The organism is Cryobacterium sp. SO2, assembly GCF_026151165.2.
In the GTDB taxonomy this organism is placed as follows: Bacteria; Actinomycetota; Actinomycetes; order Actinomycetales; family Microbacteriaceae; genus Cryobacterium.
Genome location: NZ_CP117849.1, coordinates 1,118,461 through 1,145,129, shown reverse-complemented (window position 1 = coordinate 1,145,129; position 26,669 = coordinate 1,118,461). Strand labels below are relative to the sequence as shown.

The 26,669-nt window shown below is 68.6% G+C and carries 25 protein-coding genes and 1 tRNA gene; 10 read left to right on the top strand and 16 right to left on the bottom strand.

Annotated elements, in window-relative coordinates; genetic code table 11:
* Genes BJQ94_RS05260 through BJQ94_RS05245 form a run of 4 tightly spaced genes read right to left on the bottom strand, consistent with a single transcriptional unit; the run spans window position 1 to window position 3,999 of the window.
* Window positions 1-894, bottom strand: coding sequence for an ABC transporter ATP-binding protein (locus BJQ94_RS05260; RefSeq protein ID WP_265399587.1), 894 nt, complete (start codon window positions 892-894; stop codon window positions 1-3).
* Window positions 891-1,937, bottom strand: a complete 1,047-nt coding sequence (locus BJQ94_RS05255) for an iron chelate uptake ABC transporter family permease subunit (RefSeq protein WP_265399586.1) — start codon at window positions 1,935-1,937, stop codon at window positions 891-893. Before BJQ94_RS05255 ends, BJQ94_RS05260 begins: the two co-directional genes overlap by 4 nt.
* Window positions 1,934-3,004: an iron ABC transporter permease gene (locus BJQ94_RS05250; RefSeq protein WP_265399585.1), complete on the bottom strand. Its 1,071-nt coding sequence runs from the start codon at window positions 3,002-3,004 to the stop codon at window positions 1,934-1,936. Before BJQ94_RS05250 ends, BJQ94_RS05255 begins: the two co-directional genes overlap by 4 nt.
* Window positions 3,005-3,018: 14 nt before the next feature.
* Entirely contained in the window at window positions 3,019-3,999 is a 981-nt protein-coding gene (locus tag BJQ94_RS05245) for an ABC transporter substrate-binding protein (protein ID WP_265399584.1), read from the bottom strand.
* A 93-nt stretch (window positions 4,000-4,092) separates the two neighbouring features.
* On the opposite strand from BJQ94_RS05245, the gene BJQ94_RS05240 reads away from it, so the two are divergent.
* From BJQ94_RS05240 to BJQ94_RS05225, 4 genes are all read left to right on the top strand, one after another.
* Window positions 4,093-4,174, top strand: a tRNA-Leu gene (locus BJQ94_RS05240).
* Between the two features lie 135 nt (window positions 4,175-4,309).
* Window positions 4,310-4,960, top strand: coding sequence for a biliverdin-producing heme oxygenase (locus BJQ94_RS05235; RefSeq protein WP_265399583.1), 651 nt, complete (start codon window positions 4,310-4,312; stop codon window positions 4,958-4,960).
* Between the two features lie 3 nt (window positions 4,961-4,963).
* On the top strand, window positions 4,964-5,641 hold the full coding sequence (locus BJQ94_RS05230; RefSeq protein WP_265399582.1) for a DedA family protein: 678 nt from the start codon (window positions 4,964-4,966) through the stop codon (window positions 5,639-5,641).
* A 107-nt stretch (window positions 5,642-5,748) separates the two neighbouring features.
* On the top strand, window positions 5,749-6,483 hold the full coding sequence (locus BJQ94_RS05225) for a VTT domain-containing protein (RefSeq protein ID WP_265399581.1): 735 nt from the start codon (window positions 5,749-5,751) through the stop codon (window positions 6,481-6,483).
* 30 nt (window positions 6,484-6,513) lie between these two features.
* Here the strand turns inward: BJQ94_RS05225 and BJQ94_RS05220 are convergent, their stop codons facing one another.
* The 4 genes from BJQ94_RS05220 to murI form a co-directional block, all read right to left on the bottom strand.
* Window positions 6,514-7,434 carry a cation diffusion facilitator family transporter gene (locus tag BJQ94_RS05220; protein ID WP_265399580.1) on the bottom strand — a complete coding sequence of 307 codons (921 nt, stop codon included), beginning with the start codon at window positions 7,432-7,434 and terminating at the stop codon, window positions 6,514-6,516.
* Between the two features lie 111 nt (window positions 7,435-7,545).
* Window positions 7,546-8,136 (bottom strand): RdgB/HAM1 family non-canonical purine NTP pyrophosphatase, encoded by a 591-nt coding sequence (gene rdgB, locus BJQ94_RS05215; RefSeq protein WP_265399579.1) that lies wholly within the window; start codon window positions 8,134-8,136, stop codon window positions 7,546-7,548.
* 1 nt (window position 8,137) lies between these two features.
* Window positions 8,138-8,872 (bottom strand): ribonuclease PH, encoded by a 735-nt coding sequence (gene rph, locus BJQ94_RS05210; protein ID WP_110126075.1) that lies wholly within the window; start codon window positions 8,870-8,872, stop codon window positions 8,138-8,140.
* Window positions 8,869-9,741 carry a glutamate racemase gene (murI, locus tag BJQ94_RS05205; RefSeq protein WP_265399578.1) on the bottom strand — a complete coding sequence of 291 codons (873 nt, stop codon included), beginning with the start codon at window positions 9,739-9,741 and terminating at the stop codon, window positions 8,869-8,871. Before murI ends, rph begins: the two co-directional genes overlap by 4 nt.
* Before the next feature lie 178 nt (window positions 9,742-9,919).
* On the opposite strand from murI, the gene BJQ94_RS05200 reads away from it, so the two are divergent.
* Both BJQ94_RS05200 and BJQ94_RS05195 read left to right on the top strand, forming a co-directional pair.
* Window positions 9,920-11,152: a beta-ketoacyl-[acyl-carrier-protein] synthase family protein gene (locus tag BJQ94_RS05200; RefSeq protein WP_265399577.1), complete on the top strand. Its 1,233-nt coding sequence runs from the start codon at window positions 9,920-9,922 to the stop codon at window positions 11,150-11,152.
* A gap of 74 nt (window positions 11,153-11,226) precedes the next feature.
* A complete protein-coding gene (locus BJQ94_RS05195; RefSeq protein ID WP_265399576.1) occupies window positions 11,227-12,561 on the top strand; it encodes a nicotinate phosphoribosyltransferase in 1,335 nt (444 codons plus the stop codon).
* A gap of 142 nt (window positions 12,562-12,703) precedes the next feature.
* Here BJQ94_RS05195 and BJQ94_RS05190 read toward each other — a convergent pair whose 3' ends face one another.
* Genes BJQ94_RS05190 through BJQ94_RS19390 form a run of 3 tightly spaced genes read right to left on the bottom strand, consistent with a single transcriptional unit; the run spans window position 12,704 to window position 16,713 of the window.
* The gene (locus tag BJQ94_RS05190; protein WP_265399575.1) at window positions 12,704-13,000 is read right to left on the bottom strand and encodes a DUF3039 domain-containing protein; all 297 of its coding nucleotides are present in this window, start codon (window positions 12,998-13,000) and stop codon (window positions 12,704-12,706) included.
* An 18-nt stretch (window positions 13,001-13,018) separates the two neighbouring features.
* Window positions 13,019-14,515, bottom strand: coding sequence for a hypothetical protein (locus BJQ94_RS05185; RefSeq protein ID WP_275875562.1), 1,497 nt, complete (start codon window positions 14,513-14,515; stop codon window positions 13,019-13,021).
* A gap of 53 nt (window positions 14,516-14,568) precedes the next feature.
* Window positions 14,569-16,713: an ATP-binding cassette domain-containing protein gene (locus BJQ94_RS19390; protein WP_345893477.1), complete on the bottom strand. Its 2,145-nt coding sequence runs from the start codon at window positions 16,711-16,713 to the stop codon at window positions 14,569-14,571.
* Between the two features lie 435 nt (window positions 16,714-17,148).
* On the opposite strand from BJQ94_RS19390, the gene BJQ94_RS05175 reads away from it, so the two are divergent.
* The 4 genes from BJQ94_RS05175 to BJQ94_RS05160 all read left to right on the top strand — a co-directional run bounded on the left by BJQ94_RS05175 (window position 17,149) and on the right by BJQ94_RS05160 (window position 20,445).
* On the top strand, window positions 17,149-17,841 hold the full coding sequence (locus tag BJQ94_RS05175; RefSeq protein WP_265399573.1) for a phosphocholine cytidylyltransferase family protein: 693 nt from the start codon (window positions 17,149-17,151) through the stop codon (window positions 17,839-17,841).
* Window positions 17,842-17,911: 70 nt separating this feature from the next.
* Window positions 17,912-18,712, top strand: coding sequence for an ABC transporter permease (locus BJQ94_RS05170; RefSeq protein WP_265399572.1), 801 nt, complete (start codon window positions 17,912-17,914; stop codon window positions 18,710-18,712).
* Entirely contained in the window at window positions 18,712-19,458 is a 747-nt protein-coding gene (locus BJQ94_RS05165) for an ABC transporter ATP-binding protein (protein ID WP_265399571.1), read from the top strand. The genes BJQ94_RS05170 and BJQ94_RS05165 overlap by 1 nt, the downstream gene beginning before the upstream one ends.
* 117 nt (window positions 19,459-19,575) lie before the next feature.
* Window positions 19,576-20,445: a hypothetical protein gene (locus tag BJQ94_RS05160; protein WP_265399570.1), complete on the top strand. Its 870-nt coding sequence runs from the start codon at window positions 19,576-19,578 to the stop codon at window positions 20,443-20,445.
* 61 nt (window positions 20,446-20,506) lie between these two features.
* On the opposite strand, the gene BJQ94_RS05155 is transcribed toward BJQ94_RS05160, so the two are convergent.
* The 5 genes from BJQ94_RS05155 to BJQ94_RS05135 form a co-directional block, all read right to left on the bottom strand.
* Entirely contained in the window at window positions 20,507-21,790 is a 1,284-nt protein-coding gene (locus BJQ94_RS05155; RefSeq protein ID WP_265399569.1) for a hypothetical protein, read from the bottom strand.
* Window positions 21,791-21,869: 79 nt separating this feature from the next.
* Window positions 21,870-22,772: a glycosyltransferase gene (locus BJQ94_RS05150; RefSeq protein WP_265399568.1), complete on the bottom strand. Its 903-nt coding sequence runs from the start codon at window positions 22,770-22,772 to the stop codon at window positions 21,870-21,872.
* Between the two features lie 14 nt (window positions 22,773-22,786).
* On the bottom strand, window positions 22,787-23,599 hold the full coding sequence (locus BJQ94_RS05145; RefSeq protein ID WP_265399567.1) for a CDP-alcohol phosphatidyltransferase family protein: 813 nt from the start codon (window positions 23,597-23,599) through the stop codon (window positions 22,787-22,789).
* On the bottom strand, window positions 23,596-24,657 hold the full coding sequence (locus BJQ94_RS05140) for a glycosyltransferase family 2 protein (RefSeq protein WP_265399566.1): 1,062 nt from the start codon (window positions 24,655-24,657) through the stop codon (window positions 23,596-23,598). The genes BJQ94_RS05145 and BJQ94_RS05140 overlap by 4 nt, the downstream gene beginning before the upstream one ends.
* A gap of 160 nt (window positions 24,658-24,817) precedes the next feature.
* Window positions 24,818-26,533 (bottom strand): trypsin-like peptidase domain-containing protein, encoded by a 1,716-nt coding sequence (locus BJQ94_RS05135; RefSeq protein ID WP_265399565.1) that lies wholly within the window; start codon window positions 26,531-26,533, stop codon window positions 24,818-24,820.
* Window positions 26,534-26,669 lie beyond the last annotated feature (136 nt).

Sequence of the window (26,669 nt, the reverse complement as noted above, 5' to 3'; positions counted from 1 at the left end):
TCAGATCCTCCCACGCTGCACTCCGGTGGCCGCACGCCCGCTCAGGCCCGTGGGGATCACGAGCGGCCGGCCGGTGCGCCGGTCGGGGACGATCTCGGCCTCGATCCCGAAGACCTCGGCCAGCACATCATGCGTCACGACCTCGGCTGGGGTTCCGGTGGTGACGATCCGGCCGTCCTTCATGGCCACAAGGTGGTCGGCGTGCTTGGCGGCCAGGCTGAGCTCGTGCAGCACCATCACGACCGTGACCCCGAGATTGGCGTGCAGCCTGTCCACCAGGTCGAGAACCTCCAGCTGGTGGGCCACATCCAGAAAGCTTGTCGGTTCGTCGAGCAGCAGCACGCCCGTGCGTTGGGCGAGGGCCATCGCGATCCAGGCGCGCTGCCGCTGGCCGCCGGAGAGTGAGTCGAGGTGCCGGTCGGCCAGCTCGGTCAGGTCCGCCGCCACGAGGGTCTCGCGCACGAGCTCCTCATCGCCGCGTGACCACTGGTCGTACCAGTGCCGGTAGGGGTCCCGGCCGCGCGCCACCAGATCCGCGACGGTGAGCCCCTCCGGGGCGACGGGTGATTGGGGCAGCATGGCCACGCGACGCGCGTACTGCTTGGTCTTGATCGATGCGATGTCGGTGCCGCCGAGCGAGATACGGCCGTCGTCGGCCGCGGCGAGTCGGCCGAGCGCCCGCAGCAGGGTGGACTTGCCGCAGCCGTTGGGCCCGATGACCGCCGTGATCGCCCGCTCGGGGAGGGTTGCGCTCACCCGGTCGAGCGCCACCCGGTCGCCATAGCGCACGGTCAGCCCGTCGATCACGAACTGATTCGACTCCGGCGGGCGGATGTCTACGCTCGCCTCGTCGGCGTCGGCGGCGGGCGGGCGAGGGGTGCTGTCGTGGGTCATGCTGACGCCTTTCGGCCGCGAACGAGCAGCCAGAGCAGGAACGGGGCGCCGACGGCCGCGGTGACGGCGCCGACGGGCAGGAGGATCGGGGCGAGCACGGTGCGGGCCACGATGTCGCTTCCGGCCACGATGAGGGCGCCGAGCGCCGCCGACACGAACAGCGGCGGGGTTGGAGCGCGGGACGCCATCCGCGCCAGGTGCGGGGCGACGAGCGCGACGAACGCGATCGGGCCGGCGACGGCCGTCGCCACGGAGACGAGCACCACGGCCACGACCAGCAGCGCGACGACGGCGGGCAGGGGGCGCAGGCCCAGCGACCGGGCGATGTCCGGGCCGAGCGACAGGGTCGCGAGCCGGGGCGCGAGCGGAACGAGCGCGAGCAAGCCGAGCACGGTCACCGTTCCCGCCGCCGTCAATTCGGGCCACGACCGACCGTTCAGAGAGCCGGTGAGCCACACGTTCGCCCTGGCCGCGTCGTCGATGCTGGCCGCGATCATCATCCAGCTCACCAGGCCGCCGAAAAAGGCCGACACGCCAACGCCCACGAGGATCGGCTGTACCCCGCCGGCATCCACGACGCGCAGCACCAGGGCGACGAGCGCGGCGGCGGCGAGCCCTCCGACCACCGCGGCGATGGGCACCCCGACGGACCGGAGCAGACCGGCGGCCTGGCCGCTCGTGCCGCCGAGCACGATGACCGCGACGGCGCCGGCGCTCGCCCCGGAGGTGACCCCGAGCAGGTCGGGGCTGGCGAGGGCGTTGCGGGCCGTGGTCTGCACGATGGCACCGGAAATGCCCAGGGCGGCACCGATGACGAGGGCGAGGATGGCTCTGGGCAGCCGGAGGGTGCTAACGATGAGTTCCTCCCGCGGTGTGCCGCCGCCGAGGATCACCTCGACGACTCGCATGGGGGTGAGCGCGAAGTCGCCGATGCCGAGCGAGACGACGGCGATGACCACGGCCAGGGTCAGGGCAACGACCGACACCACGAGCAGGCGGGGGCGCACTTTCACCGAGAGTGGGCCGAGCCGGATGACGCTCACGAGAGGGTCCGTGCTCTGGGTGCTCTGGGGCGGCGGCGGCGGCGGGCGGCCGAGATCACCAGCAGCAGGAAGGCCGGCCCGCCGAGGACCCCGAGGGTGATCCCGACCGGCAGCTCGGCCGGGGCCACGACCACCCGTCCCACGATGTCGGCGAGCAGCACCAGAAGAGCTCCGGCCGCGGCGGAGAGCGGGATCACAGCGCGCTGGTCGTCACGGCAGAGCCGTCGAACGAGGTGCGGGGCGACGAGGCCCACGAAGCCGAGCGAGCCGATGCAGGCGACGGCGCCACCCACCAGCAGGACCACCGCAGCGAGTCCGAGTGCCCGCGTCCCGGCCAGATTCCGGCCGAGGCTGCGGGCGATGTCATCGCCGAGGGCGAGGGCATTGAGCGCGGGCGCCTGCGCCACGGCGAGGATGAAGCCGACAACGAGGAACGGCCAGACCACACCGAGGGCCTCCGTCCCGCGCCCGCCGGCCAGAGAGCCGACGGTCCAGAACCTGTAGACGTCGAGCGTGGCGGTGTCCAGGAGCAGGATGACCCCGGTCACGGCGCTGAGCAGCGCGGAGATAGCCGCACCGGCGAGCACCAGCGAAGCCGGTCCGGCATCCCGCCGTCTGGTCGCCAGGGTGCCGAACACCGCCACAAGCACGGTACCGGTCGCGGCCCCCGCGAACGCGAACCACAGGTAGCCGAGCGGAGTCGTCACGCCCAGGAGCGAAACGGCCAACACCACGGCGAGCGCTGAACCCGCGGTGACGCCGAGCAGGCCAGGGTCGGCCAGGGGATTGCGGGTGTGCGCCTGCACCAGGGCACCGCCAATCGCGAGGGCTGCGCCGCCCACGATGCCCAGCAGGGTGCGCGGCACCCGCTGGCCGAGCACGATGGTCTGCGCTTCCTCCCCCGCGGTGCCGGTGAGGGCGCCGAAGACGGTGGCCGGATCGAACTGCCGGGTTCCGATCAACAGGCTGATCACCGCGACGACCACGACGGCCAGAACGACGAGCACCCCGACGAGCGCCACGCGGGTCAGGCTCGCCGAGGGCACGCTGGAGGGTGTCGCTGTCACGGGAAGGCCGAGGGTCAGAAGGTGGCGTAGAGCGCTTCGACCACGTCGAGTGCGTGCATCGCTGTGATCGGACCGCCCTCGTGGGTGGACTTGTCTGACCGCACGACGTGCCCGGCCTGCACTGCCGGCAGTTGGGTCCACAGCGGGTTCGCCTGGGTGGCGGCCCACTCGTCGGCGACGTTCACCAGCGCGACGATTCCGTCGGCATCCTTGAACGCGTCGAAGAGCTGTTCCGGCCCGGACTCCACGCCGTCGCCGGTCGCGATGGCCTCGGCGAACGCGGCGCTCGGCGCGGCGCCGACATCCTGCAATACGGTGGACAGCAGGCGGTTCGGGCGCACCTGCGATCCGTCGGCGTCAGTGCCCAGCGGCACGACGAGCGTGGTCGCGATGACATCGGCGTAGGTGGCCGCCACGTCGGCGACCCGCGCGTCGTACTCCGCGATGAGGGCCTCGGCGGTGGCCGTGGTACCGGTCGCCTCGCCCACCAGGAGCAGGTCCTGCTGCCAGGTGGAGACGTCCTGTTCACCGATCGCGAGCACCGGCGCGATCGCGGTGAGCTCGTCGAGGATCGGTTCGACGTCGTCCGAGCGACTGATGATGAGGCTCGGCGCGGCTTCGGCGAGCGCCTCGATGTTGATCTCGTCGGCCAGGAAGAGACCCGTCGCGCCGTTCTCCTCGGCAAGGGAGCGGGCGTCGGCGAGCGGGGACTCCAGCTCGAGGGCGCCTTCCTCCTCGATCGGGAACCCCACAACGGGCAGCTCCAGCGCCAGGGCGATATCGAGGTCGCGGCGTCCTTCGATGACCACGACGGAGTCGATCTGTTCCGGCACTGTGATTTCTCCGAGGACCGTGTCGACGGTGCGCCCGCTACCGGCATCGGCATCCGCCGGGGCGCCCGCGCTGCAGCCGGCGAGGAGGGCGATCGTGGCCGCGGAGGCGGCGAGTCCAGTGAGGATTCGGGCAGGGCGGAAGTCCGCGGGCAAGATGGGCATAAGGCAAGGCTAACCTACATTGTCGACAGAATTGGGAACGAGACGGCTTTTCCGGTCAGCCTGCGCCTCGCGCCCTAGACTGGAGCCGCACTCGCGGGAGTGGTGAAATTGGTATACACGCAGGTTTTAGGTACCTGTGCCGTAAGGCGTGAGGGTTCAAGTCCCTTCTCCCGCACCGACGAACACCGGCTATCGACCCATCTGAAGTCGTGCGCTGTTCGCTTCCAGGAACTCCCTCACAATTCTGGCCACCGGAATTTGCTTAGGTTAGGATTGCCTTACTCGCAAACCAAGCAGATCGGTTCCTCCCATGAACACGACCCCGCACACTCTTGACCAGCAGCCGAGCCTGGCCGATTATCTTCGCGCCAGCTCGAGCGGCCAGCACCGTGACACCGAGACGCGTTCGTTCATTACCGAGTTGATGAGCGGCGATCTGTCGCTCGCCGACTACACCCGATACCTCGGCCAGTACGCCTGGGTCTACGAAGCCCTCGAACAGCTCGTCGACCGGGTCTCCCAGGTCGACCGCATCGAAATCTTCGACCCGGCCCTCGACCGGCTGCCGGCGATCGAAAGCGACCTGGCCGCGCTCGGGGTGCAGGACTGGCGCCGCGAGCATCCCCCGCTCCCGTCGACCACCGAATACATCTCCCACCTGCAGTCCCTCACCAGCGCCGACAGCGTGCGGTGCCTGGCCCACCACTACACCCGCTACCTCGGCGACCTATCCGGCGGCCAGGCCATCGCCGCCCTCGTCGCCCGCCACTACGGCGCGGCCCCTGAGCAGCTGGGTTTCTACAGGTTCGACGCGATCAACAATATCGTGCAGTACAAGCGCGCCTACCGCGACCGGCTGAACGCCCTGCCGCTCGCGCCCGCCGATGTCGACACCCTGGTGGCCGAGGTCGATGCGGCCTTCACGTACAACGGCGCCGTTTTCGACGGGTTGGCGCGCTAGGCCATGTTGCGCACCGCGGCACTGGACGGCCAGCTCAGCGACTTCGTCGCGAGCGCGGGTGTCGTGGTGTTCTACCTGCTCGTCTGGGCGCTCGTGTTCGCGGGAACCGCCCTGTTCCTGGGCGTGTTCATCCCGTTCATCACGGGTGACTCCCTCCTGTTCGGCGCCGGGCTCGTGGCCGCCTCCACGTCGAGCCTGAACATCATCGTGCTCGCCGTCGGCGTCGGCATCGCCGCGTTCCTCGGCGATCAGGTGGGTTTCCTCCTCGGCCGGCGCTACGGCCGCGGCTATCTCGACAGGCGCGGCGGCCGGCGCACCCAAGTGGCGATCGTGAAGACCGAGTCGTTCTACCTGAAATACGGCTGGTGGGCCGTGGTGGTGGCCAGATTCATGCCGTGGGCGCGGGTCTTCGTTCCCGTGGTCGCCGGCGTCGGGCGCATGAATTACTACAAGTTCCTCTCCAGCAACCTGGTCGGAGCGCTCGCCTGGGGAGTGGGCATCACGCTCACCGGGTACTACGCGGCCGCGATCCCCGGGGTGAAAAGCGCCGCGTACATCATCGCGGGCTTCTTCATCACAGCGTCGATTGTGTTCGGTCTGCGCACCTGGTTCGCCGACCGTGCGCACAACCGCCTCGCCATGCGCACGAGCACCGGACCTCACAACACATTGGGGGGTTAGCCCACCCCTTCATCAGGCCTTCCCTGTGAATTACGCGGTAACCTGTAGCGACGCACGCGATCACCGCCGACTGGCCGATCTAGCCGCCGACGACTGGAGTTTTCTTCGTGATTAACACCGCACTCATCCCGTGGCTCGACCCGGAGATCCTTATCAACGGATTCGGGCCCTGGGCGTTGCTGGGCGTGTGTGCGATCGTCTTCGCCGAGACCGGCCTCCTGATCGGATTCCTCCTCCCCGGTGACACGCTTCTGGTGATCACCGGCCTGTTCGTGTTCTTCGACATCATCAAGATCGACATCTGGTGGGTGGCCCTGGCCATCGGCGGTGCCGCGTTCCTCGGTGGCGAGGTGGGCTACCTGATCGGGCACCGCCTCGGCCCGCGGGTGTTCGAACGCAAGGAATCCGGCCTGTTCAGCGTCAAGAACGTGCAACGCACGAACGCCTTCTTCGTCCGCTTCGGCGGCTTCGCCGTGATCGCCGCCCGCTTCGTGCCGATCGTGCGCACCTTCGCCCCTGTGGCCGCGGGTGTCGGGCACATGGACTACCGCAAGTACAGCCTGTATAACTTCATCGGCGCCATGATCTGGGGCGCCGGCCTCACCTTCTTCGGCTACTTCCTCGGCTACATTCCGCCGCTGGCCGACTTCGTGCGCGACTACATCGACCTGATCCTGCTCGGCGCCGTCGTGATCACACTGATCCCCACCATTTACCACTACATCCAGTCCATGGTGAAGGCCCGCCGCGAGGCGCGCGCCGGCACCAGCGTCGACCCCGAGAAGCTCGTGCTCGACCCCGAGACCTTCGACACCAACAACGACGGCAAGCACGAGGCCTGACGCCCCGCAGCCTGCGCGGTTGGAGTTGCGCTAGCGGTGCGAGTGGTGCTCGTGTTCCGCATCCGCCGCATGATCGGCCGGTTCGAGCTGGAACGTGGAGTGCTCGACGTCGAAGTGGTGCGACAGGCACTCGGATAGTTCGCTCAGCAGCTCACCCGACCTGCCGGCGGCCAACAGTTCGGGTTCGACCACAACGTGGGCGCTGAACACGTGCGAGCCCGAGGTGATCGCCCACACGTGCACATCGTGCACCGCCACGACGCCCACGGTGCCCTCCAGGTGCTCCCGGATGGCGCGCACATCGGTGTCGGCCGGAACCGACTCGCTGAACACCCGCACGACGTCCCGCAGCAGCCCGAAGGCGCGGGGCACGATCATCGCGGCGATGACCAGCGACGCAATGGCGTCGGCCTGGGCGAAGCCCGTGGTGAGGATGACGATGGCGGCCACGATCACGGCCACCGAGCCCAGCGCGTCACCCAGAACTTCGAGGTAGGCGCCGCGCATGTTGATCGAGCCGGCGGCGGCGGGGCGCAGCAGCAGGATCCCGACGACGTTCGCGACGAGGCCGATCACGGCGACCACAAGCATCGGGGCGGCCAACACTTCCCCGGGGTCACCGGCGATCAGCCGGCTGATCGCGCCGACGACGACGAAGCCAGCCACAACCAGCAGGATCAGGCCATTGAGCAGCGCGCCGAAGACTTCGGCCCGCTGGTAGCCGAAGGTCTGCCGGTCGGTGGCCGGACGAGCGGCGACGATAGTGGCGGTGAGCGCGATGATCAAGCCGGCAAGGTCGGAGAACATGTGGCCGGCATCGGCCAGCAGCGCCAGGGATCCGGTGAACCAGGCACCCACGGTCTCGACGACCAGCACCGCCGCGACGAGGCCGATCGCGATCGACAGGCGAGCGCGATTATTCGTCGATGCGGATGCGTGATCGTGGCCCATGCTTCAACGCTACGAGGCCGCACCGGCGAAAGCCAGCCCGGCCGCTAGTTGGGAATGAGTGCCGTTCTCAGCAACTGAGGTTGACCTAACCTCACGGACGGCACAGCCTGGTCAGCCGGCCAAAAGCTCGGTGAGAACCGGGCCGAGCGCCGCGAACGCGATCGCACGGTGGCTCTCGGCGTTCTTCACGTCGGCGGGCAACTCGGCGGCCGACACGTCGTGTCCGTCCGGCTGGAAGATCGGGTCGTACCCGAAGCCGCCGCCGCCGGCGGCCTCGCGCAGGATGCGCCCCGGCCACTCCCCCGTGACGGCCCGTTCCACACCGTTCGGCAGGGCCAGCGCGGCCACGCAGGTGAAGTGGCCGGCGCGGTGTTCGTCGCTCATGTCGCTGATCTGCCAGAGCAGCAGTCGCAGGTTCTCCTCGGAGTCCCTGGCCGGGCCGCCCCAGCGGGCGGAGAAGATGCCTGGGGCGCCGCCCAGCACGTCCACGCAGATGCCGGAGTCGTCGGCGATGGCCGGCAGTCCGGTGTGCGCGGCTGCGGCGCGCGCTTTGATCAGCGCGTTCTCGGTGAAGGTCGCGCCGTTCTCAATCGGCTCCGGGCCGTCGTAGGCCAGCACGTCGAGGTCGGGCAGCATGGGCGCGAGGATCCGGCGCAGCTCCTCGACCTTGTGGGCGTTGTGGGTGGCGAGAACGACGCGCATGTCAGCGACCCAGGGTGGTCTTCTGCAGGTCGGTGAGGGTGATCGCACCGGCGAGAGCGAGGTCGAGCAGGGAGTTGAGCTCGGTGCGGTCGAAGGGGGCGCCCTCGGCCGTGCCCTGAACCTCGATGAACTTGCCGCGGCCGGTGACGACAACGTTCATGTCGGTCTCGGCGCGCGAGTCTTCGGTGTAGGCCAGGTCGAGCATCGGCACCCCGGCGATGATGCCCACGGAGACGGCGGCGACGCTGTCGGTGAGCGGCTGGGCCTTCTGGGCGATGAACTTCTTCTCGCGGCCCCACTCGAGGGCGTCGGCCAGGGCCACATACGCGCCGGTGATCGCGGCGGTGCGCGTGCCACCATCCGCCTGCAGCACGTCGCAGTCGATGACGATGGTGTTCTCGCCGAGCGCCTTCATGTCGACGACGGCGCGGAGGCTCCGGCCGATCAGTCGGCTGATCTCGTGGGTGCGGCCACCGATGCGGCCCTTGACCGATTCGCGGTCCATCCGGGAGTTGGTCGAGCGGGGCAGCATCGAATACTCGGCGGTGACCCAGCCCTTGCCCTTGCCGGCCATCCAGCGCGGCACACCGTTGGTGAACGACGCCGTCGCGAGCACCTTGGTGCGCCCGAAGGAGATCAGTGCGGAGCCTTCGGCCTGGTCGCTCCAGCCACGTTCGATGGTGACGGGGCGCAGCTGGTCGTTGGTGCGGCCATCGGCGCGCAGGATGTCGGTCACGGGTTCTCCTTGAAAAAACGCGGTGTGGTGGACGACGCGGCCAGTCTGGCCACCTCGCTGAGACTGATGGTGCCCGTGGCGACCAGGTCGACCCTGGAGATCTCCGGGCCGAGCAGGCGATGCGCCAGGCGGAGGAAGTCGTCGGCGCTGTCGCCGGTGGCCTCGTAACGGTAGGTGGGCGGTGCGATCTCGACGCGTTCGAGGCCCTGCCCCACCAGGGTCCGGTAGACGTCGTTCGCGGTCTCGGTGTGGCTGGACACCAGCGTCACGGAGTCGCCCATGACATAGGAGATCACGCCGCGCAGGAACGGGTAGTGGGTGCAGCCGAGCACGAGCGTGTCCACGTCGGCGGCCTTGAGCGGGGCGAGATATTCCTCGGCGACCCGCAGCACCTCGTCGCCCGTGGTGACACCGGATTCGACGAATTCCACGAAGCGCGGGCAGGCCTGGGAGAACAGTTGGATGTCGGTCGCGGCGGCGAAGGCATCGTTGTAGGCCCGGGAGTTCACGGTTCCCGCCGTGCCGATGACGCCGACCCGTTTATTACGCGTGGTGCCCACGGCACGGCGCACGGCTGGTTGGATCACCTCGATCACGGGAACGCTGTAACGCTCCCGGGCATCGCGCAACACGGCGGCCGATGCGGTGTTGCAGGCGATTACCAGCAACTTCACATCCTGGGCCACCAGGTCGTCGAGAACCTCGAGCGCGTACTCGCGCACATCGGCGATCTTCTTCGGCCCGTACGGCGAATGGGCCGTATCGCCGATGTAGAGGATCGACTCGTTGGGCAGTTGGTCCTTGATAGCCCGGGCGACGGTCAGTCCGCCCACGCCGGAGTCGAAAATCCCAATCGGTGCATCCGTCACGACCACCAAGCCTAGCCGGGTCCGGCATCGGCCCCGGCGTGACACCGCTATATGCCCAGAACGCTCCAACGTACGTGGAGACGTATATACCCGTAACTACACTCGGCATGTGGGCCAGGTCAACCAGACAGAGCCCGCACCGGAGACGTCCCTCGCGCCGTCTGAGGAGATGATCGTCATGAATGATCGAGTCGTAATCACCGGACTGGGAGCCCTCACGCCGCTCGGCAACTCGTGGAGCGAAACCTGGGACGGCCTGACCAACGGTCGCAGCGGCGTCGCCCGCATCACCCAGTTCGACGCCACCGACCTGCCCACCCAGATCGCCGGCGAGGTCAAAGACTTCGACCCGGCCACCCGGATGTCGATCAAGCAGGTCAAACGCGCCTCCCGGGCCTCGCAGATGTCCATCGCCGCCGCACGTGAGGCCGTCGCCGACGCCGGGTTCGGTACGTCGATGGAGGGCATCCACACCGCCGTCATCGTGAACAGCGCCGTGTCCGGTTACGCCGAGATCCAGGATGCCACCGAGCACGTCAATGCCGGCAGCGCCCGCCGAATCTCCCCCCGCTTCGTTCCGCAGTCGCTGATGAACATGGCCGCCTGCGAGATCGCCATCGACCTGGGTGTGCACGGCCCGGTCAATGCCAGCGCCCTGGCCTGCGCGAGCGGCGCCTACGCCCTGCTCGAAGCCCGCACCATGCTCGTGATGGGAGACGCCGACGTGGTCATCGCCGGCGGCGTCGAAGCGGCAATCACCCCGGTCATGTTCGCCGGGCTGAACGCCATGCACGCCGCGTCCACCCACAACGAGGAGCCCACCGAGGCCAGCCGCCCGTTCGACGCGAACCGCAACGGGCTCGTCTTCGGCGAGGGCGCCGTAGTTTTCGTCATGGAGCTGCTCTCGCACGCCCGTGCCCGCGGAGCGCGGGTATACGCCGAGGTCCTCGGCGGCGCCCTCACCAGCGACGGTTTCAGCATTGTGGCCCCCGACCCGACCGGTCAGTACGCCAGCCAGGCCATCACCCGGGCCCTGGACAAGAGCAAGCTCAACCCGGCCGACATCGACATGATCGTGGCCCACGGCACCTCCACCCAGGCGAACGACAAGGCCGAGACCCTCGCCATCCGCCAGTCGCTGCGTCACTTCGCCGACAAGATCTCGATCACCGCGCCCAAGTCGATGACCGGCCACATGATCGGCGCCGCCGGCGCGCTCTCCGCCCTGGTCGGCGCGCTGTCGATCAAGAACGGCATCGTGCCGCCGACGATCAACCTGCGCACCCCCGACCCGGAGTGCACCCTGGACTACACGCCGCTCACCGCGCGCATCCAGCCCATCAAGCACGCTCTGGTGAACGCCTTCGGCTTCGGCGGCCAGAACTGCATCGTCGCCTTCGGCGCGCTGTAAGCACTGCGTCGGCAACGGACAGGTGTGCAGCGGGCGGCCAGCCCCGGCGGTGCCGGGGCGGCTAGGCTTCTCGCGTGACCGAGTCTTCTGCACTACGAACCGACCGCTATGAACTCACCATGGTGGATGCCGCGATCCAGAGCGGCACCGCGAACCGCGAGTGCATGTTCGAGGCCTTCGCCCGGCGGCTGCCCGCGGGCCGGCGCTACGGGATCGTCGCCGGAACCGGCCGCCTGCTCGACCTGATTCGCGACTTCCGCTTCGGCGACGCCGAACTCGACTGGCTGCGGGACAACAACGTGGTGCGCCCGCCCACCCTCGACTGGCTCGCGGACTACTCCTTCAACGGCAACATCTGGGGCTACCGGGAGGGCGACGCCTACTTCCCCGGCTCCCCGCTCATTCAGGTCGACGGCACCTTCGCCGAGTGCGTCGTGCTCGAAACCCTCATTCTCAGTGTGCTCAACTACGACAGCGCCGTGGCCAGCGCCGCCGCCCGCATGGTGTCGGTGAGCCTGGGCCGGCCGCTGGCCGAGATGGGGTCTCGCCGCACCGGCGAATACTCCGCCGTGGCCGCCGCCCGCGCCGCGTACATCGCCGGCTTCGCCTCAACCAGCAACCTCGAAGCCGGCCGCAGCTGGGGCATCCCCACCATGGGCACCGCCGCGCACTCCTTCACGCTGTTGCACGACAGCGAGGAGGACGCCTTCCGCGCCCAGGTCGACGCGTTCGGCGCCTCGACCACCCTGCTTGTGGACACGTACAACATCGAGCGCGGCATCGAGCTGGCCGTGCAGGTCGCCGGCCCCGGGCTCGGGTCGATCCGCATCGACTCCGGTGATCTGCCCACCGTGGCGGCGGCGGCCCGCGCCCAACTCGACTCCCTCGGCGCCGTGAACACCGGCATCACCGTCACCAGCGACCTCGACGAGTTCTCCATCGCCGCGCTGTCGGCCTCGCCGGTGGACGCGTTCGGCGTGGGCACCTCCCTCGTCACCGGCTCAGGCGCCCCGGCGGCCGGCATGGTCTACAAGCTCGTGGCGCACAAGAACGCCGCAGACGAATGGGTGTCTGTGGCGAAGACGTCGGCGTCGAAGGCATCCGTCGGCGGTCGCAAGAATGCGGTGCGGCGCCTCGACGCCACCGGCACCGCCCGCGAAGAGGTCGTGCTGGTGGATGCCGGAACACCGGCCGCCACTGCGGCCGACGGTTCCCCGGCGGAAGACGGCACCGTGGAACGGTCGCTGCTGGTGCCGCTGATGGTGGACGGCGTTGTCGACGACCGCTATCTCGGCGCCGCCGGCACGCGCCTCGCCCGCGAACACAATGCCGCGGCGATGCGCGAACTGCCGATCGACGCGTTCCGGCTCGGCCGCGGCGACGCCGTCATCCCCACGGTCTACCGCTAACGTTCACGCCATCGGCCGCGTGTGACGGGGTTGCGGCGATACGCGGGCAAGGCGCCGGTTCGCGGGTGGCGCGCCACCCGCGCAACGGCGCGTAACCCGCGCAACGAAGTGCGCGGACGCCCGGAGCGCGAGCGGGTGCGCTCTAGTCCTGCTTCATCTTTTCGTAGATGGCCTTGCAGGTCGGGCAGACCGGGAACTTCTCCGGGTCGCGTCCCGGCAACCACTTCTTGCCGCACAGCGCCTTGACCGGCTTGCCGGACAGCGCGGACTCGAGGATCTTGTCCTTCGGCACGTAGTGGGAGAAGCGTTCGTGGTCGCCGGGCTCGATCTGCTCCTGGTTGAGGAGTTCTTCGAGTTCGCGGTCGAGGGTGGATGTTCCGCCACCGGTTCCTGGGCCCTGGCCGGGGTCTGCGATGCTCGCGCGAGTGTCGTGTGTCATGTCTTCAAGTGTATGCAGCTACGCGCGCAATGCGGAGGAGAGCATCTCCGGGCCACGGCGTTCGAAGGTCCGCGAACCCAGCCACACCCCGCCGATGAGCATCAGCAGTCCGATGCCCAGCCCCCAGTACAGGGCCGGCAGGTTCCAGATCGGGTCGACGAAGATTCCCAGCACGGCGCAGACGATGGCCGGCAGGGCCACGACGATCGAGCCCACGAAGGTGAACGACTGGATGACCGCCGCCGCGGTGTCCGAGGACTGCGGCTGGGCGAACGGGCTGTCGCCGGGCTTCGTGGCCGGGTACGGGAACCGTGCCGACGTGAAACTCGAGAAGCCCAGTCCGGCGAGCAGGATGCAGGTGCTCACGCCCAACAACCCGGGCAGCACCGCCCAGTCGCCGTACACGCCGACGCTGATGGCCGAGCCGAGACCGATCAGCGGGATACCCACGAACAGGGCCGGAACGAGCCGGCCGACCCGGTCGGCCACGCCGCGCGGACCGGACACCACGTGCAACCAGATGGCGGTGTGGTCGTAGGCGACGTCATTGTGCAACGTCCAGCCGAGGAACACGCACATGAGGGGAACCGGCACCAGGGCCAGGTATTCGAAGGGGACCCCGGCCACCGCGAGCGGCAGGATCACCAGCACCGGCACGATCGGGATCATGACCAGGGAGACCCAGTAACGCGGGTCGCGACCCCAGTAGGTGATGCTGCGAGCGGCGATGGCGCCGATCGGGTTATGCGGCATCCGGTCGAACCAGCCCAGGCCGCCGTAGGCGCGGGCCTGCGCTTCGCGGCCGGGCGTGACGAGCATCCGTGCCACGAGTCCCTGCCAGGCCAGCCACAGCAGGTACACAGTCGCTGAGGCGATGACCAGGCGCAGGAGAGAGGTGCCCCAGTCCCCCGCGGCCGCATCGCCGGGCACGGCCCACGCCGCGCCGAGCGGCGTCCAGCCGAGGATGGCCGCGAACCCGCCGAGCAGGTCGAGGCCGTAGTGGCTCCAGTCCACGTTGAGCAGCAGCACGACCACTGGCGTGATCATGACGATGAGCAGGATGCCGACGATGCCGGTGAACTCGCGGGCCCGCCTGGTGGAGAGCAGGAACGCCGCGATGGAGGTGCTCACCCTGGACGCCAGCATGCAGGTGGCCAGCAGCAGCGCCGCCGCGAGGATCGCCAGCAGGGTCTCCCCCGGGCCGCGGGACCAGGTCACGATGGTTCCCACGAGCACGAGCGCCAGCGTGGTGGCAGGCACCCCGACGAGCGAGGTGACGGCGAGGCCGAACGCCAACTGTTTGTTGGGGATGCCCATGGTGGAGAACTTGCGCGGGTCCATGCTGTCGTCGACGCCGAAGATCAGCGGCACGAGGAAGAAGCCGAGCACCACCAGCGAGCCGACCACGATGAGGCCGTCACGGATGGTGCCGATGTCGTCGACGAAACGGAAGGCGATGAGCATCGCCACGAGCGCAGCGGCCACGAGCAGTCCGTAGACAAGCCCGAGCACCACTCCCACAACCTGCCAGGGGCTACGCCGGAAGAGATTGGCGAGGAGCCTCAGCTTCAGTCCGAGAAATTGTGCAACCACTCCAGGCCCTCCGCAACCTTGCGTCCGCCGGCCAGGTCGACGAAACGTTCTTCGAGCGACGCGTTGCCGCGCACCTCGTCGATGGTTCCGGACGCCAGGACCGAGCCCTGCACGATGATCGCCACGTGGTCGCAGACCCGCTGGATGAGGTCCATACCGTGGCTGGAGAGAATCACGGTTCCCCCGCTGGCGACGTAGCGCTGCAGGATCTCGGTGACGTTCACCGCCGACACCGGGTCGACGGACTCGAACGGTTCGTCGAGCACCAGCACCCGGGGCGAGTGGATCATGGCGCAGGCGAGCGCGATCTTCTTGGTCATGCCGGCCGAGTAGTCGGCCACGAGGCGGTTGAGCGCACTCTCCAGCCCAAAGGCGGCGGCGAGGTCGGCGGAGCGTGCCCGCACGGTCTCGCTTTCGAGGCCACGGAGAACACCGGAGTAGTAGAGCAGCTGCGCGCCGGTGAGCCTGTCGAAGAGGCGCAGCCGGTCGGGCAGCACCCCGATGACGCGTTTGGCGGCGATGGGGTCTGCCCACACGTCGATTCCGTGCACGTTGATGGTGCCGGAGTCGGGCCGGAGCAAACCGGTGATCATCGACAGGGTCGTGGTCTTGCCTGCCCCGTTGGGGCCGACGATGCCGTAGAACGATCCGGAGCGCACCTCGAGATTGACGCCGGCGACGGCGACGTTCTGGCCGAAGCGCTTGTTGAGCCCGCTGACGGCGATCTCCACGGGGGCATCCGCTCGGATGCCGGTGGATACGCCGGTGCGCGGGGCGATCGGCTTGCGGATGACGGGCGCCACGCGCGGAGCCGGCGGGGTGACCAGCGCGGGTGCATCAGCCGCAGCAGCGACAGCCGCAGGTGCGACGGGAACCTCTGCGGCGGGCTCTGGCGTGACGGGTGCTTCTGTGACGGGCACCGCGGGCTGCACCAGCGTGGCCGGTTCGGTCGCGGGTGCCGGCTTCTCGGCAGGCCGGTTGAAGCGCCAGAACGGCCGACGCTGCGGCCGGGCGGACTCGGCAACGGAGGGGGCGGTCTGCGGAACCGGGGGCACCTCGACCTGGTCGGCCTCGGCTGCCGGCAGCGTCATGACCGTGGTCCCGTCGCCGGCGTCAGTAGTGGGCTCACTGGAGTCGACGGGCGCACTCTCGGCAGGCTCGCTGCCGGTCGGTGCGACCGCGTCCGTGTCCGTGTCCGTGTCCGTGGGCACGCTCTCGACGGCGACGTCCTCCGTGCGGGTGGGCACCTCGACCGCGGCGTCGGTGCCGGCGTCCGCAACGATGGTGTCGTCAGCGGCAGGGTTCTCAACGGCGGTGTTCTCGGCCGCGGACGCCCGCGCTGCAGCAGCGGCCGAGGCGGCCGCGGTTGCCGCTCGTGCTGCGGCGGTGGCGGCGGACCTGGCCGCTGCAGCCTTGGCCGCGGCCGACTTGGTCGCGGCAGCGCGGGCCGCACCCGCCTTGGTGGCGGATTCGGACTTCGCGGCGGCGGCCTTGGCTGCTGCGGCCTTGGCGGCAGCCGAACGGCCGGCGGTCGAGCGAGCGGTACTGGCCGGCGGGGTCGTCGAAGCGGCTGAAGTCGCGTTCTGGTCGACCGAGTCGGTTGCGTCGGTCGTGGAGCCCACGGCGGAGGTCGGGGCCGCAACGGCGCTCGTCGCGGCAGCCTCGATGGCGTCGGCGGTGTCTGCCGTTGAGGTCGTGGTGGCCGGCAACCGGGTGGCCTTGGCCACGGGCGGCTTGGCTGACGTTCGCGCCGGAGTCTTGCGGGCCGCCGGCGTGCGCGACACCGTGACCCGTTCGGCGGCCGTCGCCGGTTCGGTGCGGTCGGCGGCGTCTGCCCCTTCCGCCAGCACGGCGGCGTCCGGCTGGGCGGATGCCGCGGCCGCGGCCGGCTTCTTCTTGGCCGGAGCGCGGGTGCCCGAGGTCGCACGGGGAGTGGCTGGGGTGCGCGGTGCGCGGGTCGTGCTGCGCGCCGGCTTGACCGGGGTCGCGCCGTCAGCGGCAGATTCTGCGGGCGCGTCGGACGTCGCATCCGTCGTGCTCACGCGCGTCGCGGTCGTGCGCGGCGTGCGACGGACGGGGGTCTTGCGGGGCGGCTTCGCGTCGGTGGTCGGCGCGGCCACAGAAGGAGTTGCAGGCTCATGGGGGCGGTCCGCAGGGGTGCCCGTTTCAGGGGCACTACCCTCGCGTTCCGGCTCCGTATCGGGAACGGGCAAGACCGGGGTCCGCTCGTCAGGCTCGGAGTTCGGAGGCACTGGAGTCACCCCGCTAACCTACCAAGGACCGTCTGACCTCGCTGGGTCCACACCGTGTTCGGCGGCGGATTCCCACACAATTCGCCGACTATTTTTCTGATCGGAAGCGAACCGGCGCAGCCCCTCGATCGTCACGATCCGGACACGCATTGTGGGGTCTCTTCCCCCGGAACAGGCTATTCAGCTAGTCTGAGGGTGGCATAACGGAGTGTCTATACGTGAACTTAGGGGTGAACCGCAGGCAAACTCGGCGATAACGCCCGGCCTTAGCGGGGCCACCCAGATCTTTCTTAGGAGATATTCGTGACCACCCAGGTAGTAATACTTGCAGCAGGAATGGGCAGCCGTCTCGGCCGCTCGCTGCCCAAACCGCTCACCGAACTCAACGACGGCCGCACCATCATGCAGCAGCAGTTCGACAACATCGAGCACGCCTTCGGCAAGAAGACCAAGGTCACCATCGTTGTGGGCTACAAGCTCGAGCACATCATCGAGGCGTTCCCACAGGCATCCTTCGTCTACAACGAGCAGTACGACGTGACCAACACGTCTAAGAGCCTGCTCCGCGCCCTGCGCGCCTCCGCCACCGGCGGCGTGCTGTGGATGAACGGTGACGTCGTCTTCGATCCCGCCATTCTCGACCGCGCCGCTTCGATGATGAAGCGCGACCAGTCGTTCGTGACGGTCAACACCTCCAAGGTGTCCGACGAGGAAGTCAAGTACACGACGAGCGCCGAGGGCTACATCAAGGAGCTGTCGAAGACCGTGAAGAACGGTCTCGGCGAGGCTGTTGGCATCAACTACGTCTCCGCCGCCGACAAGGCGGTGCTCATCCACCACCTCAGCAAGGTCGACGACCAGGACTACTTCGAACGCGGCATCGAGCTCGCAATCGAGAAGAACCGCATGCTCGTCGAGCCCGTCGACATCTCGGACTTCTACGCCGTCGAGGTCGACTTCGCCGAAGACCTCGAGCGCGCCAACCTCTTCGTCTGATCCTCTCTCGCGGGCGGGGCCCGGTCGCCGTTGGCGTCGTGCCCCGATCCGCTCCCATACGATAGAGCGCGTGAGTAGTTACGCTCAGGTGCGACCTGAACAGCGCACCCCGTTTGCGCGGTACCGTCATTCCCTCTGGCTGTTGACCCAGCGCGACCTGCGGGTTCGGTACTCAACGTCGGTGCTCGGATACTTCTGGTCGATCCTCGACCCGCTCGTCATGGCCGGCATCTACTGGTTCGTGTTCACCGTCGTGTTCAAGCGTTCCGTCGGTGAAGACCCCTACATAGTCTTCCTGCTCGCGGCGCTGCTGCCCTGGATGTGGTTCAACGGCGCGATCTCCGACTGCACGCGGGCCTTCCTGCGCGAGTCCAAGCTCATCCGCTCCACGCGCATCCCCCGCACCATCTGGGTGAACCGACTCGTGCTGTCCAAGGGCATCGAGTTCATCGCCGCCATTCCGGTGCTCATCCTCTTCGCCGTGTTCTCCGGCGCGACAATCAATCCGGACGCCGTGTTCTTTCCCCTGGCCATCCTGATCCAGGCCGTTCTCACAGCCGGTGTCGGCCTCATCGTCGCTCCCCTGGTGGTCTTCTTCCGCGACCTGGAGCGCGCCGTCAAGCTGATCCTGCGCTTCCTGTTCTACGCGTCGCCGATCATCTACGCCACCAGCGACCTACCGAAGGAGCTGCACTTCTGGGCTGCCTTCAACCCGCTCAGCGGCATCTTCAGCCTCTACCGCGCGGCGTTTTTCCCCGGCGAGCTGGACTGGTTCATCGTGGCCGTCGGCGCGGCCATGTCGGTGGCGTTCCTCGGCATCGGGCTGCTGGTCTTCTCCCGCACCGAGCGCGCCGTTCTGAAGGAGATCTGATGAGCGACACCGTCATCTCCCTCACCGACGTCGGCATCCGGTTCCGCCGTAATAGGCGCAGCCGCCGCAGCTTCAAAGACCTCTTCGCCGGCCGCCGCCGCCGCACCCGGTCCGGCGAATTCTGGGCATTGCAGAACGTGTCGTTCACCGTGCAGCGCGGCGAAGCCATCGGCGTCGTCGGCCGCAACGGCCAGGGCAAGTCCACCCTGCTCAAACTCGTCACCGGCGTCGTCCTGCCCGACGAGGGAACCGTGGAAGTCGTCGAGGGCGTGGCACCGCTGATCGAGATCACCGGCGGCTTCGTCGACGACCTCACCGTGCGCGACAACGTGTACCTCACCGCCGGCCTGCACGGCATGACCCGCAAGCAGATCGATTCGCGGTTCGACGACATCATCGAGTTCGCCGAGATCGCCGACTTCATCGACACCCCGTACAAGCACCTCTCCAGCGGCATGAAGGTGCGCATCGCTTTCGCCGTCATCTCCCGCCTCGAGGAACCGATCATCCTCGTCGACGAGGTCCTCGCCGTGGGCGACAAGGCATTCCGGGAGAAGTGCTACCGCCGCATCGAGGAGCTGCTCGCCGGCGGCCGCACCCTGTTCTTCGTCTCGCACAATGAGCGCGACCTGCGCCGGTTCTGCGCCAGGGGTCTCTACCTCGACAAGGGCGAGCTGGTGCTGGATGCGCCGATCAACGAGGTGCTCGCCCGCTACAACGCTGAATACGGCATCAAGCCGGCCTGAGACGTCCCCCGACGGTGATTCGTCACGCCCAACGCACAAAATCTCGCTGGGAATAACCTCGAGGATGCTCAGTTTCGGCCCGTAAACTCGTGCTTCTGCACCGAGGAGGATTGCATCATGGCTAAGAAGCCCACACCGTTGCTCTCGCCCACCGGCGGAACACCCCGCGGCGGCCAGCTGCCCGCCGGTGTTGTCACCGGGTTCGACAGGGTCATGGCTATCCACCGCCCCGCGGTACTTGCTCACATCCGCAGCATCCGCCACCGCCACCCCGAGGCGTCGCCGGAGCAGATCGTGCGAATCCTGGAACGGCGCTATCTCGCGGCCGTGACCAGCGGCGGCGCCGCCGTCGGCGCGACCGCCGTGATCCCCGGGGTCGGCACCGGCATCACCCTCGCTCTGTCGGGTGTGGAGACGGCCGGGTTCCTCGAGGCGACGGCGCTGTTCGCGCAGTCCGTCAGCGAGGTGCACGGCATCACCGTCGACGATCCCGAACGCGCACGCGCACTCGTGATGACCATGATGCTCGGCCACGAGGGAAGCGACCTCGTGCGCCAGCTCGCCGGACAGATGACCGGCGGCGGCGTTGCCCGCACCGCGTACTGGGGCGAACTGGTGACCACCAGCCTGCCGCGCGCCATCATGGGGCCGCTCACCGACAAGCTGAAGCGCACCTTCATCAGGCAGTTCGCCGCGAAGGGCGGCGCCAGCCTGATCGGCAAAGCCGTGCCGTTCGGCATCGGCGCTGTCATCGGCGGCATGGGCAACCATATCCTCGGCAAGCGGGTCGTCGGGTCGTCCCGGCTCGCCTTCGGCCAGGCCCCGGCGGAGTTCCGTCTGGAACTCGACCCCCGCGGGCGCACCATCACGCTGAAAGACGGTGCCATCGCACCCGGCAACCGCCTCACCCAGCTGGGTCACGGCGTGATCCGGGCGATTCCCCGCCCGCTGCGCCGCCGCGAGCCTGCCGAGGTCCCCGAGCCGTGACTTGGGCCCCTGAAACCCTCGAGTTTTAGGGCTTTTCTCACGGCTCGCGGCGGTGGAGGGGCTAGACCTCTTCGATCTCGCTGGCGTCGTCGACGAACTCGGCGAGACCGTCGTCGTCCTGGGCGTGGATCGCCGCGAAGCGGTCCCACTCGCCCATCAGGTGCTCGATCGCGGCGTGGAACCGGGCCGTGGGTGCGCCGGGCGTCGGGTCGCCGAAGTACTGCTCAACCCAGCCGCGCAGGCGCTCCTCGGCCGTGCCGTCGCTAGTGAGCTCGTCGAGGATCTCGACGATGCCGGCGGTGTCGCCGACGCCGAGCCACTCACAGTCGGAGAGGTAACCACTCCGGTCGATGGCCGCGAGCGGATTCTGCGGTCGGGTGACCATGAGCGGCTTGCCGGAGGCGAGCCTGTCGTAGACCATCGCCGAGATGTCGACGATCGCGACGTCGGCGGCCGACAACTGCCAGCCCAGCTCCGGGCCGGTGTCGACGATGTGCTGAGCCGACGATTCCCGGGCATTCGCCGCGGTGATGGCGTTGATGATCTGCTTGTTGGCCACGCCGTACTCGTGGTCGACGACGCCGCTGCGCGGGTGCGGGCGGTAGACCACCCGGTGTCTCGGGCTCTGCAGCAGCGCCGTGACCAGGGAGACGCCGTGCGTGGCGATGGACCCGTAGGCCGCGGCGGCGCGGTCACCCTCCCAGGTGGGTGCGTAGAGCACCACGGTGCGGTTGTCGGGGGTGTACGGCAGCACGCCGGAGTAGTGGTCGGCCTGCGGGCGTCCGATGGTGATGGCCCGCTTGTCGAAGTCGTAGTCCCAGAGCACCTTGCCCAGCCGGTCGACAGCGGCCTGGCCGGCCACGAACGAGTAGTCGTAGGCCTTGAACTGGTTGGTGGTCATGTACATCTTGTCGCTCTCACCGTGGTTGATGAAAACGTGCCAGCGGCGCCCGTAGCGCATCATCTGGAAGTTGCGGGAGTTCTGGTTGACGTACAGCACGATGCGGATGTCCTGCTCCGCGATCACGCGTTCGAGGTTGGCGACCTTGCGCACATAGGCGACCGGGATCGGGCTCTCCTCGAGCAGCTTGATCGTGCCGCCGGCGGTGCGGCTGAGCACCACGACGGGCCAGGTCTCGGCCAGCTTCGCGAGCGGCTTGTACCACTGGCGCATCTGGTAGAGGTTCACCGGGCCATCCGCGAAGTACACGGCGATCTTGAAGTGCTGGGTGGGCAGCGGTCCCCGCGCCGCGAGGCGCTCGGTCAGCACACGCTGAGCCTTGCGGGAGCCGAGCACATCCTTGACCAGCTTTGCTGCGAGTCGGATGTCTTTGCTGCTTACCACTGTTCCACCCTACCTACCATGCCGGGACCTAAGACCTGCGGCCCCCCCGAAGTGGTGCAACGGTAGCCAATCGTTAGGCTCAAATCACCGGCGGCCGGCCGGCGCGGGTCATCCGCCAGATGGTGCGGGCCGTCAGCGGGCGGCGTTCGCCGGGGTCCGTGGTCCACCCCTCCCACCAGCCGCGGAACCAGGCTGACAACGCCGGCCGGTTGCGGGCGCCGCGCAGCACCTGAATGAGCGTCCAGGAGCCGACGTAGAGCGGGATCAACGGCGCGGGCAGGTTGCGCCGGGCGATCCACACCCGGTTGCGGGCGTTGAGCCGGTAGAAGTCGGCATGCCGGGTGGGCAGGATCACCGGGTGGTTGGCGACCAGGTCGCCGGCGTACCAGGTGCGCAGGCCCTGGTCCCAGACTCGCCAGGCCAGTTCAATACCCTCGTGGGCGTAGAAGAACGGTTCGGCCCAGCCGCCCGTGGCATCGAACACGCGCCGGGGCAGCAGCACGGCTCCCTCCCACACCGAGAAGACGGCGCTCGAGTGGGCGGCGTCGCCCTTGCGGATGCGCGGGATCCAGCGGCGCGGCGCGGTGAGGCCGGCCGGGTCTACGACCTGTGGCTGCAGCAGACCGATGCTGGGATCCGCCCGCAGCCGGGCGACGGCGTCGCTGAGGAACCGGGGGTCGGGCAGGCTGGCGTCGTCGTCGAGGAAGAACAGGTACTCGCCGGTGACGTGCTCGACGCCACGGTTGCGGCCGGCCGGGATGCCGAGGTTCTCGGGCAGCGCGAGCGCGGCGACTCCGGCAGCCAAGCCGGTGGGCTGCCAGCCGTTGCCCACGCAGACGATGTCCAATCGCACATCCTGCTGGGCGAGCAGGCTGCGGATGCCGCGTTCGAGGTCGTCGGGGCGACGCCCCTGCGTGAGCACGACCACACCGATGGTGGCGGGGTCAGAGGGCTGCGTGGCGGCTGGCTGCGGTGCGGGCACGGGGCTGCCCGGCCTCAGGAGCGCACGCGCTTGGAGGCCATGATCGTGAGGAAGTGGCCGACGAGGGCGAGGAACGCCAGCGGCACGAGCACGGCGAGGAAGAACCGGTCGGTGGCGGGCTGGCCGACAACCAGGCCGATGACCGCGGCGACGAAGATCACCATGGTCATTTCCACGGAGTGGTACAGGCGGTGGAACGGCAGGAACCGGGCCAGGCGGCGCAGGGTGGCGATCAGGCCGGCCTGCGGGGCCTTCTCGCCCTTGTTGTCGGCCAGCTTGGTGAGGCCGGCGTTGGCGCGGGCCACATGCACCATGTCGTTGAGCGCTTTGTTGAGCACGATCAGCAGTGCCAGGGCCAGACCGAGGGTGGTGAACAGGTAGTCGGCGGGCGCCTCGAACGGGTACGCGGCTGCACGGATGCCCAGGGCGATGGGGATCAGCGCCTCGGTCGTGTAGTGCCCGACCTTGTCGAGGAACACCCCGGCCGGCGACGACGTTCTGCGCCAGCGGGCGACCTCGCCGTCGCAGCAGTCGACGAGCATCTGCAGCTGCCCGAGCACCAGGGCCAGCAGGGCCCCCCAGATGCCGGGGATCAGCAGCGCGGCGGCCGTGGACCAGCCGACGAGGATCATCAGCCCGGTCACGCCGTTCGCCGAGACGCGGGTCTTCAGCAGCATCCAGGTGAGGTACGGGGACAGGTCACGCAGGTACAGCGACGCCGTCCAGTGTTCGGCGTTGGCGCGCATCCGCACCTCGGGAGGTTGCGCGACGGCACGAAGCTCTGCGATTGAAGATGGTCGAGCCGTGTTGGGCAAACCGGACGTCATTGATGTCTTCCCGTATGTGCCGAGATGTTGGTGGTGAGCTTGAGATAGCCAAGCAGAAACCCGACACCCCAGCAGAAATGAATGCACGGCAAGACTACGAGAAACCAGAGCGCCACACGAATGCCGTCTGGCCGGGTCACCGTGAGCGCGGCCGCGACGTCGATGAGCAGGTAGGCCAGCGGGGCCGCGAAACCGAGCAGCAGCCAGCCGGGCCCACCGAGCAGTGCCTGCACCAGGCCGACCAGGCCGAGCAGGGTGCCGAGCACAACACCGAGCACCATCACCGGCGGGGCGAAATAGCGCAGGCCGTTCGCCGCCGGGTATCGGCGGGCGAGTTCGCCGCGCCAGAGGCCGGTGGAGAGCATCTGGCGGGCCAGCCTGGACAGGCTGGGCCGGGGCCGGTAGATGACCTTGAGCTGAGGGGTGAACCAGACCGAGCCGCCGTGCTCGCGCAGACGCCGGTTGAGTTCCCAGTCCTGGCCGCGCTTGATGCCTTCGTCGAACATGCCGACGCGCAGCAGGCTGTCGCGCCGGAAGCAGCCGAGGTAGACGGTCTCGGCTTCGCCTTCAGCACCGCCGACGTGCAGCGGGGTGCCGCCCAAGCCGATGCGGGTGCCGTAAGCGCGGGCGACGGCCTGTTGGAACGGGGCGGTGCCCTGGGCATCCATGATGCCGCCGACGTTGTCGGCGCCGGTGCGCTGCAGGGTCTCGACGGCGATGCGGGCGTAGTCGCGCGGGAGCACCGAGTGCGCGTCGACGCGAATCACGACCGGGTAGGTGGAGGCGCGAATGGCGATGTTGAGGCCGGCCGGGGTAGACCCCACCTCGTTGGCGACAACGCGGATGCGCGGATCCACCGCCGCCATCTCTTCGACGAGTTCGGTGGTGCCGTCGATGCTCGGGCCGAGGGCCAGGGTCACCTCGAAGGGTCCGTCGTAATCCTGCTCCAGCAGGCTCTGCACCGCGGCCCGCACGTGGCTGGCCTCGTTGAGCACCGGCATGATGTACGAGACGCCGGTCAGCACTGTGTCTGCGCTCTCCTGCACTGGGCTGGCCATCTTTCCACTCATTCGGACAATCGCCTGAGCCTAGCAGCCGAGCCTTTTCCCACGATCCGTGCCCTGCTCCGCGCCTGCCTGAACACCGGATGTCCGGGCGCAGACAGCACTGCGCCGCCGGTGCGAAACCGGCGGCGCAGTGGGAAGGAGTGACAGCGGGTCAGCTGGTGAGCTCGCCGACCGTGACGGAGACCGTGACGGACTTGCCGTCGCGCACGTAGGTGAGGTCTGCCTTGTCGCCGGCGGCGAGGGTGCGCACCTGGGCGGTGAGGTCGGTGGCGTCGGTGATCGGCACGTCGTTGAAGTTGGTGACCACGTCACCGGCCTTCAGGCCGGCCTTCTGGGCCGCTCCTCCAGAGGACACCTCGCTGATCAGGGCGCCCACGGTGGCGCTGTCGGTGCTGGTGGCGCTGGTGACGCTGGCGCCGAGAAGACCGTGTGAGGCGGAGCCGCTCTCGATGATCTCGTCGGAGACGCGCTTGGCCAGGTTGGCGGGAATGGAGAAGCCCACGCCGATGCTGCCGGCGGTGGTCGAAGACGAGCTCCCGCCCGCGTTCGCGATGGCGACGTTGATGCCGATCAGCTCGCCCTTGCTGTTGAGCAGGGCGCCGCCGGAGTTGCCGGGGTTGATGGCGGCATCCGTCTGGATGACCGAGAGCGAAATGCTGCTCTGCGTGGCCTGGGTGTCCGGCGTCGATCCGCCGCTGTCGGGCAGGTCGTAGTTGAAGTAGTTGCCGTCGCCCTCATCCGGGGTGGTTTCATCGGGCGTGGTCGGCGCGGCGGATGAGGCCACGGTAATGCTGCGGTTGAGCGCACTGACGATGCCGTTGGTGACAGTGCCGGACAGGCCCAGCGGAGCGCCGATGGCGATGGCGGTGTCGCCGACGTTGAGGTCGCTGGAGTCTGCCCAGGTGATCGGGGTGAGGCCGGTGGCGTCGGTGAGCTTGATCACGGCGAGGTCGGAGACCGGGTCGGTGCCGATCAGCGTGGCGGCGTAGAGCTTGCCGTCGCTGGCCTTCACCTGGATGGTGGCGTCGGACGCGGCACCGTCGAGGGTGACCACGTGGGTGTTGGTGAGGACGTAGCCGTCTTCACTCAAAATGACGCCAGAGCCGGTTCCGCCGGAATCGCCGGAGGCGACCTCGATGGTGACCACGCTGGGCGACGCCTTCGCGGCGACGGCGGTGATCTCGTTGACGCTGTCGGTGTTGTTGACCACGACAGTGCTGGGGCCCTCGGCCTGGCTGGCGGGGGTGCCGTTGCTCTGGCTGGAGACGACGAACGCGGTGACGCCGGCTCCGGATGCGCCGCCGACGAGGGCGCCGATGGCGAGCGCGGCGATGAGGGCCACGCTGCCCTTGCGGCGGTTGGGGTCCTTGGGCGGCTTGGGCCCGACGGTGGGCTGCGGGGCGTAACCGTTGGCGTTGGCGTAGGCCTGCTGCTGAGCGGGGGTGGGAGCGTAAATCGGAGTGCGTCCGTCCGGGCCCGGAATAGGACGGCCGAAGGCATCCGTGGGGTACGCAGCCGGCTGGCCGTAGGCCTGCGTGGGCTGCGCAGCGACGTGCGCGGCGGCGTGGTGATCGGCGGCTTGGTGGTTGGCGGCGGATGGCGCCGGCGGCAGCGGGGTGGTGGCGGCCTGCGTCGGTGCGGCCTGCGCGGCGACTGTGCCGTCTGCAGAACCGAGCACCTCGGTGGCCTGGTTGTCGGCGGGGTGCGAAGCGGTGGGCTGCACGGCCGTGGTGTTGGCGTCTGCGGCGGGGACCGCAGTGGTGTCGGGGTGGGCCGCGACGGCTTCACCGGACGAGTTGACCTCGATCGGTGCGTTGTCCTGCGGCTGGTCGGGGGTCTTGCCCGGGTCCTGGGTGCTGTCAGTCATGGTGTGCTCCTTCCAAGCGAAGATAGCTTCTCGCCTGAAGCTGAACGTTTGATATGCGCAAACTGGGAGCAGTCAATGACGAAGCCGTGACCTTGCCCGGCAGGTGCGACCGCAGATTTTCGGCGGCAGGTCTATC

Coding starts and splice junctions, on each gene's coding strand:
- BJQ94_RS05230 (WP_265399582.1), top strand. CDS start 4,964: ATGTTGCGCACCGCGGCACTGGACGGCCAGCTCAGCGACTTCGTCGCG.
- BJQ94_RS05235 (WP_265399583.1), top strand. CDS start 4,310: ATGAACACGACCCCGCACACTCTTGACCAGCAGCCGAGCCTGGCCGAT.
- BJQ94_RS05200 (WP_265399577.1), top strand. CDS start 9,920: ATGAATGATCGAGTCGTAATCACCGGACTGGGAGCCCTCACGCCGCTC.
- BJQ94_RS05245 (WP_265399584.1), bottom strand. CDS start 3,999: ATGCCCATCTTGCCCGCGGACTTCCGCCCTGCCCGAATCCTCACTGGA.
- BJQ94_RS05220 (WP_265399580.1), bottom strand. CDS start 7,434: ATGGGCCACGATCACGCATCCGCATCGACGAATAATCGCGCTCGCCTG.
- rdgB (WP_265399579.1), bottom strand. CDS start 8,136: ATGCGCGTCGTTCTCGCCACCCACAACGCCCACAAGGTCGAGGAGCTG.
- BJQ94_RS05190 (WP_265399575.1), bottom strand. CDS start 13,000: ATGACACACGACACTCGCGCGAGCATCGCAGACCCCGGCCAGGGCCCA.
- BJQ94_RS05140 (WP_265399566.1), bottom strand. CDS start 24,657: ATGGCCAGCCCAGTGCAGGAGAGCGCAGACACAGTGCTGACCGGCGTC.
- BJQ94_RS05260 (WP_265399587.1), bottom strand. CDS start 894: ATGACCCACGACAGCACCCCTCGCCCGCCCGCCGCCGACGCCGACGAG.
- BJQ94_RS05135 (WP_265399565.1), bottom strand. CDS start 26,533: ATGACTGACAGCACCCAGGACCCGGGCAAGACCCCCGACCAGCCGCAG.
- BJQ94_RS05165 (WP_265399571.1), top strand. CDS start 18,712: ATGAGCGACACCGTCATCTCCCTCACCGACGTCGGCATCCGGTTCCGC.
- BJQ94_RS05145 (WP_265399567.1), bottom strand. CDS start 23,599: ATGACGTCCGGTTTGCCCAACACGGCTCGACCATCTTCAATCGCAGAG.
- BJQ94_RS05160 (WP_265399570.1), top strand. CDS start 19,576: ATGGCTAAGAAGCCCACACCGTTGCTCTCGCCCACCGGCGGAACACCC.